This is a genomic window from Catenovulum sediminis (assembly GCF_007289895.1).
In the GTDB taxonomy this organism is placed as follows: Bacteria; Pseudomonadota; Gammaproteobacteria; order Enterobacterales; family Alteromonadaceae; genus Catenovulum; species Catenovulum sediminis.
Map to the genome: position 1 here is coordinate 3,949,387 of NZ_CP041660.1, position 14,114 is coordinate 3,963,500.

Annotated in this window: 8 protein-coding genes; 3 read left to right on the forward strand and 5 right to left on the reverse strand. The window is 41.1% G+C overall.

The features are described from left to right. Positions 1-100: 100 nt before the first annotated feature. The 3 genes from FNT16_RS16850 to purL all read right to left on the reverse strand — a co-directional run bounded on the left by FNT16_RS16850 (position 101) and on the right by purL (position 6,945). Positions 101-2,098: a carbohydrate-binding module family 20 domain-containing protein gene (locus tag FNT16_RS16850; protein WP_143872680.1), complete on the reverse strand. Its 1,998-nt coding sequence runs from the start codon at positions 2,096-2,098 to the stop codon at positions 101-103. Between the two features lie 409 nt (positions 2,099-2,507). Beyond that, positions 2,508-2,957, reverse strand: coding sequence for a xanthine phosphoribosyltransferase (gene gpt, locus FNT16_RS16855; RefSeq protein WP_143872681.1), 450 nt, complete (start codon positions 2,955-2,957; stop codon positions 2,508-2,510). Between the two features lie 97 nt (positions 2,958-3,054). Further along, entirely contained in the window at positions 3,055-6,945 is a 3,891-nt protein-coding gene (purL, locus tag FNT16_RS16860; RefSeq protein WP_143872682.1) for a phosphoribosylformylglycinamidine synthase, read from the reverse strand. Positions 6,946-7,142: 197 nt separating this feature from the next. Here purL and mltF point away from each other — a divergent pair, with 197 nt between their 5' ends. Next, positions 7,143-8,531 (forward strand): membrane-bound lytic murein transglycosylase MltF, encoded by a 1,389-nt coding sequence (gene mltF / locus FNT16_RS16865; protein WP_143872683.1) that lies wholly within the window; start codon positions 7,143-7,145, stop codon positions 8,529-8,531. Between the two features lie 34 nt (positions 8,532-8,565). Beyond that, positions 8,566-9,663, forward strand: a complete 1,098-nt coding sequence (locus FNT16_RS16870) for a GNAT family N-acetyltransferase/peptidase C39 family protein (RefSeq protein ID WP_143872684.1) — start codon at positions 8,566-8,568, stop codon at positions 9,661-9,663. Between the two features lie 54 nt (positions 9,664-9,717). On the opposite strand, the gene fusA is transcribed toward FNT16_RS16870, so the two are convergent. After that, positions 9,718-11,805 (reverse strand): elongation factor G, encoded by a 2,088-nt coding sequence (gene fusA, locus FNT16_RS16875; protein WP_143872685.1) that lies wholly within the window; start codon positions 11,803-11,805, stop codon positions 9,718-9,720. A gap of 171 nt (positions 11,806-11,976) precedes the next feature. Continuing rightward, positions 11,977-13,443 (reverse strand): RimK family protein, encoded by a 1,467-nt coding sequence (locus FNT16_RS16880; RefSeq protein ID WP_143872686.1) that lies wholly within the window; start codon positions 13,441-13,443, stop codon positions 11,977-11,979. Positions 13,444-13,641: 198 nt separating this feature from the next. Between FNT16_RS16880 and FNT16_RS16885 the strand changes: the two genes are divergently transcribed. Further along, positions 13,642-14,082, forward strand: a complete 441-nt coding sequence (locus FNT16_RS16885; protein ID WP_143872687.1) for a GNAT family N-acetyltransferase — start codon at positions 13,642-13,644, stop codon at positions 14,080-14,082. Positions 14,083-14,114 lie beyond the last annotated feature (32 nt).

The following is a 14,114-nucleotide window of genomic DNA, read 5'->3' on the forward strand; positions in this document are numbered from 1 at the left end:
CATAAAAAACATAAGTATAAAATAAAAGGGGGTCATTGTCCTTCACTCCCCCCTATTTCAAAATTAATTCATATTTGTCTTTAAATCAGATAAAGCTGATTTAAAAGCTACCACTCACTTCAGTTACGTCACAGTTACCGGTATTAAAGTTATTGTTGGGGTCAACTTCCCATTGCCGAACGGTAAAGGGAGAAGATTCCTGACGAACAATACACTTCCAGCTTACATCTGTATTGGCAGGTAAATTAATCGTTGCATCCCAAGTTGGATAATTAGTCGGTGCTAATAAAGCGGCATTGTCGCTATTCCAGCTACCTAACTCGACTGCACTACCCGAAACATAAACACTGTCTCCCATGTTAGTGTTTCCATTTTGACAGGTAAATTTGACCGGACAGCTGCCACCAACAGGTCCTTGCTCAATGACACTAATTTTAGAGCCTGCTGGTTGTGACGGGTCAAAAGTAATTTCATAGGTTTTGTTGGCCGTCACAACAAAATCTTGTGCTGGGAAATTAACATCCCAATCGGTTGCCGAATCGCGAATTTTAAAACGCGGTCCACCATTTGCATCGCCCGTGCTAAATGTTTTAATGATTTTATAAACGCTACCATCGACTGTCATACTATCAGCCGCCCAATTATTTGCTGTTCCACTGAAAAACCAACCTTGAGGCGGCGGTGGTGGCGTGTCACCGTTTAACCACATGCGTACTGAACGAGCCGGTAAACTAACCGTTTGATTAGTACCACTGATATTCAGTGTGCTACCAGATATTTGATCTGTATATGTCCCCACATTTAAAGCCGCAACATTAAGGCTATGTGACTCGCTATTACCACACTTATTAATACCGACTAAACCAATGTTGCCTCGACGAAAGTAAATGGCACAGCCATTGGCAGACAGCACTTCCATTTCTTGCCCTTGTACTTGGTTATGAAACTTAATCATATTAACTAAATCTGCATCTTTATATGCATCCACCCAACGACTGTTAAACTTAGGGGTTTCATTATTATCCGTATAAATTAATGGTACGCCGCCATCGCGGCCTAAAATGTAGGCATAGGCTAGCTTCTCATCGTCTTCTGAAAATAAAAATCCATTAAAGCCATCGTTTTGCGGCATATCATGCGTGATAACAAAAGTAACCGCTCTGTCACTCGGCAAAGTATTGGGTGCGCTTAAACTAGACAAACTGCCTGACATATCAAATGCATGATCGAGTTCGTTAAATAAACGAAAATCGTACGCGCCCATTCGCACATCTGTATTGTCTAAATAAGGCTGCAGATAAGTATTATCATCAGCGCTGCTATGTGAAATGATTTCTGAAAATACATGAATACCATCTAACACATCACTGTTGAACACCCAGTTTAGATGCTCCCACTTCATATGCTTCACGGCATCAATGCGAAATCCATCAACGCCCATGGCTTTTAACGCATTTAAATAAGCAATCTGATTACTACGGATCCAATCCCCAGTCGCGTCCGTCGCTTCACCTCTTAAATCCGGTAATCCCTTGTCTGGCGCTGCGCCACACAGGCGGTTCCAGGTTGAGTCATACCAGTTGCCCCAATCGGATATGCATTTTGCGTTGGCACCATCATGAAAATCGCCCGGACCAAATAACCCCTGAGACAAATCACCATAAACTTTGTTGGCTTCATATTCAGGCGTATTAACATTAAAGCCAGGGTATTGCTCTTGGCCTTTTTCCATATTCATATTCGCCATGTGATTAAAAATCACATCAACGTATAAATTAACGCCGCGCGCTTCTAGTGCATCAATCATATCCTGGAAGTCTTGTTTAGTACCAAGGGGCCCCAATAAGATACGATAATCAAGCGGCTGGTAGCGCGCCCACCATTCTGATGAAGGATTGGATAAATATGGCGGCGAAACCAAGACTGATTTATAACCTAAATCTGCTATTTCTTGCGCTTTAGCGGATACATCATCATATTGCCAGTTAAAAGCATGTAACATTGCATCTGCCGATGCAGTGTTTACAAAAACACTGCTCAGTGCGGTGGCAGCCAATAAGCTTTTCGTCATTCTTGTTAATGTGTGTAAGTGTTTCATTTATTAAATTCTCGTATTTAATGTATTGTGTGCAATGACCTAAAGGAGGTTTTTGAAAACATCTTAATAACAAAAACCCTACACAAATAAATATCAAGAACAGACAACACCCCGCAATTGAATACGTATGCAAAAAAGTTGCATGCAATGCATTTTGTCAATTTGACACAAACAATGGCACTTAAAATGCTTATTAAAAAGGATTTAACTAAAATAACGTATGGAAGTGATCTTTTATATAAAAAACAACAAAGTGGGTATATTCATACTGTTACTATCAGATCGCTGGAAAACTTTAATCTTGTAGATTTTAAAAATTATCGTGCGAGATATTATAAAAAAATGAGTGAGAATTTTTTATTCGAACCAAGGTTTGTGATCTTTTCATGACTCATTAATTTAACAAAAATCACACTTCCCAAGGGAGTTCTATCCAACAGTCTTGGGCAATCGTTTTAGTGAAGTAGTCGACCTGCTCACGCCCGTTGGGTTTAGCATAAATAGATGCAAATTGTGCAGTGGGATACAAACTTCTTAAGTATTTTACCGTTTCGCCACTATCCACTAAGTCTTCGACAAATAGCCATCGGCCCTGTATCAGAGCAGGCTGCTTTATAACATCTAGGTGTTTTCGCTGGTTTTGCTCATCATAGCTTGCAATACACACTGTCTCGATTAAGCGAATATTCAACTCACTGGCAAGTATAGCGGCAGGCACTAAACCGCCGCGTGTAACGGCGACGAGGCCATCAAATGCATGGGGTATCTCTAGCGCTCTTTGACTAGAAGCGAGTTGTTGTGCGAGTTTTTTGCATTCGAGATGAAAATCATCCCAACTCACCGTAAATACATCAGACATAAAATTATTCTATTTAAAACCGCATTATATAAAAGAAACTAAAAAGGCGGGAAACCCGCCTTTTTCGAAACATCACACGTCAACAAGATATGCTCGGTTAACCGGCAAATACCCGCGCATTGCGGAACATTCGCATCCATGGGCTATCTTCTTTCCAATCATCTGGATGCCATGAATTACTGACAGTACGGAATACGCGCTCTGGATGCGGCATCATTATGGTCACACGCCCATCGGTTGAACATAATGAGGTAATCCCTTGCGGTGAACCATTTGGATTGGCCGGATATTGAGAAGTAACCTCACCATAATTGTTTACATAGCGCAGAGCAATTGTCCCGCTGTCTTGAGCATTTTGCAGCGCCTGTGCACTGGCAAACTCAGCACGACCCTCACCATGAGAAACCGCAATTGCCATACGAGATCCGGCCATACCATTGAAAAATACAGAGTTGCTGTGTTGTACTTCAACCATACTAAATCTGGCTTCAAAGCGCTCTGACATATTACGGACAAATCTTGGCCAGTGTTCTGTACCCGGAATCAGTTCTTTTAAAGTGCTCAGCATCTGACAACCGTTGCACACACCTAACGCGAAAGTATTTTCTCTTTCAAAGAAACTTTGGAATTCGTTACGCGCACGTTCGTTAAATAAGATGGATTTAGCCCAACCTTCACCTGCGCCTAAAACGTCACCGTAAGAGAAACCACCACAGGCAACAAGTCCCGCGAAATCATTGAGCTGAATACGACCGGCTAAAATGTCACTCATATGGACATCGTGTGCTTCAAATCCAGCTCTATCAAAAGAAGCGGCCATTTCAACGTGAGAGTTAACGCCCTGCTCACGTAATATTGCCATCTTAGGTTGAAGCCCTTTTGCAATATAAGGCGCAGCGACATCTTCATTAATATCAAATGTCAGTTTTGGTTGTAAACCAGGATCATTTTTATCTGCTTTAGCATCAAATTCTTGCTGTGCACATTCTGGATTGTCACGCAGTGACTGCATATGCAAAGTCGTCTCAGCCCATGCCTGACGGTATTTAACGCGCGCTTCTGATAATACAGTTTGACCATTAAATTCAAAACTGATGTTATCGTCTTGTGTTAATTCACCTATTTCAAAGCTGATATCCTGCAAGCCAAACTGCGCAAGTGTTTCGTTAACTTGCGTTAAATCTTGTTCTGCAACTTGAATCACAGCACCCAGTTCTTCTGCAAATAAGATACTTAACGCATCTTGACCTAAAGCAGAAATGTCCGCTTTAAGGCCAGTTTTACCAGCAAATGCCATTTCGGTTAAGGTTGTGAACAAACCACCATCCGAACGGTCGTGATACGCCAGTAATTTGCCATCTGATAACAATGCCTGAATTGCATTAAAGAACCCTTTCAATAGCTCTGGGTTATCTAAATCAGGACCTTGCGCACCTAACTGTTTGTATACTTGAGCAAGACAAGAAGCCCCTAAACGGTTTTGTTTTTGCCCCAAATCAATCAAAATCAGGCGTGTATCACCTTTATCTGTGCGCAACTGAGGTGTAACTGTTTTACGAACATCTTCCACGCGGGCAAATGAAGTAATGATCAAAGACATAGGCGCAGTAACCGCTTTGTCTTCACCATTATCATTCCACGCAGTTTTCATCGACATTGAGTCTTTACCCACCGGAATTGTAATCCCTAAAGCCGGACATAACTCTTCACCTACCGCTTTTACCGCCTCATACAGACCCGCATCTTCACCTGGGTGGCCTGCTGCCGACATCCAGTTTGCAGATAATTTAATACGTTTTAAATCACCGATTTCAGCTGCAGCAATATTCGTGATACTTTCCGCGACAGCGACGCGGGCTGACGCACCAAAGTTTAATAAAGCTAATGGCGTACGCTCACCGAGTGCCATTGCTTCGCCATGGTAAGAGTCCAACGCTGCAGTTGTCACTGCAACATCCGCAACAGGTACCTGCCAAGGACCAACCATCTGATCTCGAGCAACCATCCCCGTTACTGAACGATCACCAATTGTGATTAGGAAGGTTTTTTCCGCAACCGTTGGTAAACGTAAAATTCGATAAGCAGCTTCAGCCAAATCAACATTGAGCGATAACTCTTGTGCTTGTAATTGCGCTGTCTGCACATCTCGTTGCATTTTAGGCGCTTTACCCAATAAAACTTCAAGCGGTAAGTCGATAGGTTTGTTGCCAAAATGGCTATCGTCTAATGACAAATGACGTTCTTCGGTTGCTTCACCAATAACTGCGTACAATGCTCGTTCTCTTTCACATATTTTTGCAAAGGTGTCCATTCGGTCCGCAGGTATCGCTAACACATAACGCTCTTGAGATTCGTTACACCAAATTTCTAACGGTGACATGCCCGGTTCGTCATTCGGAACATCTCGGAGTTGAAATTTACCGCCACGCTCACCATCGTTGACTAGCTCAGGCATTGCATTTGATAACCCACCTGCACCCACATCGTGAATAAATGCAATTGGATTGTCATCACCCATCTGCCAACATTTATCGATAACTTCCTGACAACGACGTTCCATCTCTGGGTTCTCTCGCTGTACAGACGCAAAATCTAAATCTGCACTGGATTGACCTGACGCCATTGAAGATGCTGCACCACCGCCGAGTCCGATATTCATCGCCGGGCCACCTAATACAACCAGTTTAGCACCGACCGGGATTTCACCTTTTTGAACGTGTTCACGGCGGATATTCCCTAAGCCACCTGCGAGCATGATTGGTTTATGATAACCACGTACTTCTGTGCCGTTAAAACTGCTCACTTCAGCTTCATAAGTTCGGAAATAACCCAACAAAGCCGGACGGCCAAATTCATTGTTAAAAGCAGCCCCACCCAACGGCGCTTCAAGCATAATGTCTAAAGCACTGACAATGCGATCGGGTCGGCCGTAGTTGATTTCCCATGGCTGGGTAAAATCAGGAATATTTAAGTTTGAAACACTAAAACCAACCATACCGGCTTTCGGCTTGGAACCTCGACCAGTAGCCCCTTCATCACGAATCTCTCCGCCAGAACCTGTTGCGGCCCCTGGGTAAGGCGAAATAGCAGTAGGATGATTATGCGTTTCTACTTTCATCAGGATTTCAATATTTTCCTGATGGTAGTTATAAATTCCACTTTCTGGGTCGGCAAAATAACGACCGCCAAACGAACCATCCATCACTGCTGCGTTATCTTTATAAGCAGACTGAACATACTCAGGTGTCGTTTCGTATGTATTTTTTATCATCTTGAACAAAGATTTAGGTTGCTCTACCCCATCAATTGTCCAATCCGCGTTAAATATTTTGTGACGGCAATGTTCAGAGTTTGCCTGCGCAAACATGTACAACTCGATATCGTTAGGGTTGCGACCTAACTTGATAAAATTCTCAACTAAATAATCTATCTCATCTTCTGCAAGCGCTAAGCCCAATTCCACATTAGCTTTAGCCAACGCGTCGCGACCACCGGTTAAAATATCAACTGAACGTAATGGCGCAGGTTGCGCTTTTTGGAACAATGCTTGTGCTTCATTCATGTCAGACAAAACAACTTCCATCATTCTGTCATGTAACAAAGCTTTTAATTCAGTACTTTGTTGTTCATCTAACTGCGTTTTGCTTTCAACATAATAAGCGATACCACGCTCAATACGATTAACTTGTGTTAAACCACAGTTTTGCGCGATATCCGTTGCTTTAGATGCCCAAGGCGAAATAGTACCCGGACGTGGCGTAACTAAAAGCAATTGACCTTTTGGTTCATGCTCTTCAATCGTTGGACCATACTTTAACAAACGCGCAAGTTTAACTTGTTCATCACTTGACAGTTCAGCGGAAACATCGACAAAATGCATGTATTCAGCGTATATGCTATCAATCGCTAAATTAAGTTGTTCGCAACTGGCTAGCAGTTTATTAATTCGAAAGTCAGAAAGTGCGGGAGCGCCACGCAAGATTTCCATAAGCAGATTCACCTGAAAAACAAAAATGAGATAGGATTAAAGGCGCATAGTATACTCAAATTCGTAAAATATGCGAGTTTACTGGTGAGCTTTAACCGACGATTGACAAATTTTTCGATTCAAACACATTCAACATTTGACCCAGTGACTTAGATTCAGATAATCTAGCGCTTTATTAACAAAATTAACAAACACTAATGCATCAATTCAGGAGTTTTACCATTTTAAATAAATCGATAATTTCTCGCTTTATTGTGTGCGTTTTTGTCTTGTCTGCTTCGCTTGGCTGCCAACAGGAAACCCATGTAAATACCGTCCAAGAAATGGCCGAGCGAGGTACCTTACGAGTGGGGACTATTTATGGCTCAACAACTTATTATTTAACCCCAGACGGTGCCGCTGGTTTTGAATATGAACTCGCCCGCGCGTTTGCAGAATACCTTAACTTAGAGCTGGAGATAGTACCAGTATACGACTTAGCAGAACTCTTCCCTTTATTAGATAAGGATAAAGTTGATATTCTCGCTGCAGGGTTAACGGCCACAGAGAAAAGGAGAGAAAATTATCGTTTCGCGCCCGGCTATCAAAAAATTAGCGAAAAACTGGTGTTTAAACAAGGTAATATAAGACCAAGAGACTGGTCAGAGTTAGATGGTACTTTAGTTATCACTGCACATAGTAGCCACCAAGAAACCTTACAAAAACTGGAAGAAACCAATGTTGATTGGCGTGTAACCAATGAACAAGATGCTGAAGAGCTGATTCAAGCAGTCCTTAACGAGGAAATACAGTACACGATTGTGGATTCAAACTTATTGGCAGTTAACCGTAGACTTTACCCAGAATTAAGCATCGCCTTTAGTGTATCAAAACAACAAAACCTTGCCTGGGCATTTAATCAAGCTTATGACGACAGTTTATATGCCTTACTAATAGATTTTTTTGGAGATGTAAGAAGTAGCGGTCATTTTGCACAGTTAGAAGATAAATATTTTGGCCATGTCCGGGATTTTGATTACGTTGATACGCGCGTATTTATTCAAGCAATTGATCAAACTCTGCCCAAATACAGAAATTGGTTTGAACAATACGCAAGCGAATACGATTTAGACTGGAAATTATTGGCGGCTCAGAGTTATCAAGAAAGCCATTGGGATCCCAAAGCAAAATCTCCGACTGGCGTGCGTGGCATCATGATGTTAACTTTGCCGACCGCACGCCAAATGGACGTCAAAAGTCGTTTAGATGCGGAGCAAAATATACGTGGCGGTGCGCGTTATCTTTCATCCCTGCATCGCCGAATTCCCGCACGAATTCAAGAGCCAGACCGCACTTGGTTTGCGCTGGCAGCCTATAATATAGGTTTAGGCCATTTAGAAGATGCCAGAAGAATTACTCAAAGTTTAGGCGCCGATCCTGACAAATGGCATGAAGTAAAAAAATATTTGCCTTTACTACAAAAGAAAAAATACTATAAATGGACACGATATGGTTATGCCCGCGGGAATGAGGCTGTTCATTATGTTGAAAATATTCGTCGCTATTATGACTCATTGATCTGGTTTTTTGGCCAAGATAACAGCTAAAATAGCTTACGTAAAAATTCCCTATCAGGCACTTATGTCTATTCAGTTGCGCCGCGCGGTTGCAGACGATTTAAACGCTCTAGTGAACTTAGAAGCAGAGTCGTTTGACGGCGATAGAATTTCCCGCCGACGATTAAAACATTGGCTCAATGCCAGCAATGGCATTTTTTATATCGCCGAGCAAAACGGCGATATACTGGGTTATGCGCTGACTATATTATACAAAGGTAGTTGTTTAGCCCGGTTATATTCAATAGCAACTCGACCGCAAGCCCGAGGGATGGGGTTAGCTTCACGGCTCATCGAAGAATGCGAAGCATCTGCTTATCGAAAAGGCAGATTGTATATGCGCCTTGAAGTTGCTGAAAACAATAAAAATGCAATTCGTTTGTATCAAAAACTGGGGTATGAAGAGTTTGGTTATTATTCTGATTATTACCACGACCATCAAAATGCAGTACGCATGCAAAAACGCCTGCGATATGAACCGATAAAACTAACGACCTCACCCGTTGCCTGGTATCAACAGACAACCTCTTTTACTTGTGGCCCAGCCGCTGCCATGATGGCTATGAATGCAGTAAATGCGCATTACCAGCCAACACAAAGTGATGAGCTGCAAATATGGCGCGAAGCAACAACGATTTATATGACGTCCGGCCATGGAGGCTGTCACCCTTTGGGTTTAGCAATTGCAATGACTCGGCGTGGTTTTCAATGTGAAGCTTTTATTAGCGTCGCTGATACCTTGTTTGCTGAAGGCGTGCGTAGTGAACATAAACGACAAATATTAGATTGTGTTGAGCAAGACTTTAAAAAGCAAGCCGAACAATTATCCATTGTGGTGCACAACAAAGCTTATCATCAACAAGATATCCAGACATGGTTAAATGACGGCAAAATGATATTGCTGTTAATCAGTACTTATCGATTAGACGGGCAAAAAGCGCCGCATTGGGTGACGGTTTCAGGTATTGATGAAAATTGTATTTATATTCATGATCCTGATCCTGCGCAAGAAGAAGATAATCAACTCAATTGCCAATATCTGCCAATTGAACGAAATAACTTCGCAAAAATGGCGAAATACGGGAAAAACAAACTAGCCTGCGCCATTTTGGTAGCCAAATAAAAAAGCCTAACTTGATAAACAAGTTAGGCTTTTTTCACTGAATAATTTCAAAAATTATTTAGCTTCTTTTTTCTCTTTCTCTGCTGCGATGACCGCTTCAGCAACATTATTTGGACATGCTGCGTAATGAGAGAATTCCATTGAGAACTGACCACGACCAGAAGTCATAGTACGTAAGTGTCCAATGTAACCAAACATTTCAGATAGAGGTACGTCAGCTTTAATACGAACGCCTGATACACCAGCTTCCTGGTCTTTGATCATACCACGACGACGGTTGATATCACCGATCACATCACCAACGTGATCTTCTGGCGTAAATACGTCAACTTTCATGATAGGCTCAAGTAACTGAGGACCTGCTTTTTTCATTGACTGACGGAATGCGCCTTTTGCTGCAATTTCAAACGCGATTGCAGATGAATCCACTGCGTGGTAAGCACCGTCAAATAATTCGATTTCAACGTCTAAAGTTGGGAAGCCTGCAAGCACACCGGTTTCCATCATGCTCTTGAAGCCTTTTTCAATAGCAGGGAAGAATTCTTTAGGTACGTTACCACCCACAACTGTTGATGTGAAAGTGAAACCAGAGTTAGGCTCGCCAGGTCTGATTTTATAATCAATTTTACCGAACTGACCAGAACCACCAGACTGCTTCTTGTGTGTATAGCTGTCTTCAATGGCTTGTGTAATTGTTTCACGGTAAGCAACCTGAGGCTGACCTACGTTTAACTCAACACCGTATGTACGCTTTAAGATGTCAACTTTGATATCTAAGTGAAGTTCACCCATACCTTTAAGGATGGTTTCACCAGAATCTTCGTCAGTTTCAACTTGGAAAGTTGGATCTTCAGCAACCATTTTACCAATTGCGATACCCATTTTTTCAGTTGAACCTTTATCTTTTGGCGCAACGGCAATAGAGATTACTGGCTCAGGGAATACCATAGGCTCAAGTGTACAAGCATGTTTTGGATCACATAAAGTGTGACCAGTTTGAACATTCTTCATACCTACGATAGCGATGATGTCACCCGCTTGAGCAGAAGTTAATTCAGAACGATCATTTGCGTGCATCTCAACCATACGGCCAACACGCTCAGTTTTACCGGTAAATGAGTTAAGAATGGTGTCGCCTTTGTTCAACTTACCAGAGTAAATACGAATAAAGGTTAATGCACCAAATCTGTCATCCATAATTTTAAATGCTAATGCACGGAACGGCTCATCTGCAGATACGATTGCTTTTTCACCAGTCGGCGTACCTTCTGCATCTGTTAAGTCTTGCGGCTCAACTTCAGTCGGTGCTGGTAAATAATCAGTTACCGCATCTAATACTAATTGGATACCTTTGTTTTTAAACGCAGAACCACAATAAGTTGGGAAGAAAGATAAATTGTGAGTCCCTTTACGGATACAATCTTTAATCTGATCAACTGACGGCTCAACACCTTCTTCAAGGTATGCCATCATTAGATCTTCATCTTGCTCTAAAGCAGTTTCGATCAAAGCTTCACGGTATTCTGCTGCTTTATCGACTAATTCAGCTGGGATATCCTCAACTTTGAAGTTTTCAGGTAGACCCGTGTCATCCCAGATGTAAGCTTTTTGACTTAATAAATCAACAACACCACAGAATTCATCTTCAATACCGATCGGTAAAGTCATCACCAAAGGTGTCGCACCTAAAACGTTTTTAACTTGGTTTACAACACGGTAAAAATCAGCACCCATACGGTCTAATTTATTTACGAAGATCAAACGAGAAACTTCTGAATCATTCGCATAGCGCCAGTTTGTTTCTGATTGAGGCTCAACACCACCTGAACCACAGAATACACCGATACCACCATCCAATACTTTTAATGAACGGTAAACTTCTACTGTGAAATCAACGTGTCCAGGTGTATCAATGATATTTAAACGATGGTCATTCCAGAAACAAGTTGTTGCAGCTGACTGGATTGTGATACCACGCTCAGCTTCCTGTTCCATGAAGTCAGTTGTAGATTCGCCGTCATGAACTTCACCAGTTTTATGGATTTTACCGGTTAATTTAAGAATTCGTTCTGTTGAAGTAGTTTTGCCCGCATCAACGTGAGCAAAAATACCAATATTTCTATATTTGGATAAATCAGTCATTGCTTTACTCTATATAAACATGTGTCAAGAATTAATAGCGCGATAGGATACAGGGTAATACGTCAATTGAAAAGCAGGTCAGCGATGAAATATCCACAAAGCGGAATATATTATGCTTATTGTTCTTTAATTTGCTTATATTTACCGAATATTTAACACACTAACCAAACTTTACCGGCCTCTTTGTTCTAATCGCCGAGCCATCTCTGACATAATAATCATATATAATTCATCCCCTAGGTATAAATCTTCCACTTCAGAATCTAAACTGGGGTTGTCATTAATTTCGATAACATATGCTTGATTATTATGTTGTTTTATATCTACACCATATAAACCACTGCCAATGACTTTAGCCGCTTTTAAAGCCGCATCCAAAACAACTTTAGGCACTTCAAATGTTGGTAATGTATCAAAACCGCCTGAATCTACAGTGGATTCATCATGTTTATAAATCTGCCAATGATTTCTTGCCATATGATATTTACATGCATATAAAGGCTTGTTGTTTAACACGCCAATTCGCCAATCAAACTCGGTAAATAAATAAGTTTGAATCAATACAAGCGCACTTTGGTTTAATAATTCGCTTAAACGGCCATGTAACTCATCGCGGTTTTGTACTTTGAAAACCCCTTTTGAAAAGGCACTTTCAGGCACCTTTAAGACCATTGGGTAGGTAAATTCGCTTTCAATCTTATCAAGTTGTACTTGACTGGCATTACTCACTGAGATTGTTTTTAACGCAGGCACCTTGTTATAGCTAAAAGCATCTTGTAAAAATACTTTATTACAACACCTGAGTATTGATGTTGGGTCGTCAATGACAACTAAACCTTCTAACTCAGCTTTACGGGCAAATCGATAGGTATAGTGATCGATAGCTGTCGTCACACGAATAAACAGCGCGTCAAACTCATTGAGTTTGGCATAGTCATTTTCACCAATAAACTCAGCGCGAATACCTACTTTAGCCGCCGCTTTAACCATTTTTGCCAGAGCAACTTTATCACTGGGTGGTAAAGCTTCGTTTTCGTCAACTAATATCGCCATATCCCAGCGGTAACGCTTTTTGGGACGTGATGTTAACCATAACCGTTGATTAAAGTCTAATAATGCTTTTTCAAATTTTTGAAACTGGCTTTCGTTAAGCCCGGTGTAACTGCGACAATTAATATCCGTTATACAGCAATTAATAATATCTATTTCAACACTCAAAATGGGCGCCGGAAATTGCATAAATAGCTTTTTAGCCAATGCTTCAAAACCACTGATATCCGCCTGACCAAAATAAATGTACAAAGTTAAACTGCGTTGCTCATGCTTGCGTAATTTTTGTAGTACTGCCGGCATTACAGTGTCACTTAACTGAGGTTTGTATAATTGCTCATTCCTCAAGTCATTAATTGTATTTACAGACGGCAAAACTTTATGGCCGCGCGCTTCTGCCAATAACGAGCAATAATAACCTTTGCTTAAGTACTGATCAGTGTCACATAAATTTATAATTTTTACTTTGCGCAGATCTTTTCTGGGATGTTCGGCAAGGTATTGGTCAAATGTTAATAAAAAATTATCCTTTACATCTTTCCCTTCTAATGAAAGATACTCGTCAGACACTACAAAACTGGTGAACATAATGCTCCTTTACCATGCCGTTATCTCGGCGCCTAAACCCAACCGAATTGGCTGATATTTTTTCGAAGTTTAGGATAATTAGGGCAAAAATCAATGAATATAAACAGCGTTTATAAAATAATTAATTAAATAAAATTGCCTTCTTGTTACTTTCGTGTTTAAACTTAAATTATCTTTAATTTGCACCTCATAAATTGCATGCAAATACGTGAAGCCAGCGTCACTGATATACCCGCTTTGGATATCATTCGACAAAAACCATCTGATAATCCACTCCCGCTAAACAAGCCTATTTCCGAAATTTGTTATCACAACTACCTGACTCTATATGGTAAAGGTTGGGTCAGTTATGATACAGATGGCGTAAATGGGTATGTCATTTGTTCAAAAAAAGAAAGCAGCATCTGGGCATTATTTGTCGATCCAAGTTACCAACGGCAAGGTATCGGCCAACTATTACTCAGCACGGCTTCAAATTGGTTATATCAATCCGGTATCTGTAAGATTTACCTTTCTACTGGCGTTAACTCAAGGGCTGAACATTTTTATCAAAAACAAGGTTGGACACGAGGTGCGGTACTCAGCACAGGTCAGGTTACCTACTACAAAGAAAAACATTTTCTCAAAAACACTGGTTGACCATACAGTATTTTTCAGCTTAAATACTATTC

What these genes read in the sequence shown, in the direction of transcription:
- gpt (WP_143872681.1), bottom strand. Translation starts at nt 2,957, where the DNA reads ATGTCTGATGTATTTACGGTGAGTTGGGATGATTTTCATCTCGAATGC.
- FNT16_RS16870 (WP_143872684.1), top strand. Translation starts at nt 8,566, where the DNA reads ATGTCTATTCAGTTGCGCCGCGCGGTTGCAGACGATTTAAACGCTCTA.
- fusA (WP_143872685.1), bottom strand. Translation starts at nt 11,805, where the DNA reads ATGACTGATTTATCCAAATATAGAAATATTGGTATTTTTGCTCACGTT.
- FNT16_RS16880 (WP_143872686.1), bottom strand. Translation starts at nt 13,443, where the DNA reads ATGTTCACCAGTTTTGTAGTGTCTGACGAGTATCTTTCATTAGAAGGG.
- mltF (WP_143872683.1), top strand. Translation starts at nt 7,143, where the DNA reads ATGCATCAATTCAGGAGTTTTACCATTTTAAATAAATCGATAATTTCT.
- purL (WP_143872682.1), bottom strand. Translation starts at nt 6,945, where the DNA reads ATGGAAATCTTGCGTGGCGCTCCCGCACTTTCTGACTTTCGAATTAAT.
- FNT16_RS16850 (WP_143872680.1), bottom strand. Translation starts at nt 2,098, where the DNA reads ATGAAACACTTACACACATTAACAAGAATGACGAAAAGCTTATTGGCT.
- FNT16_RS16885 (WP_143872687.1), top strand. Translation starts at nt 13,642, where the DNA reads ATGCAAATACGTGAAGCCAGCGTCACTGATATACCCGCTTTGGATATC.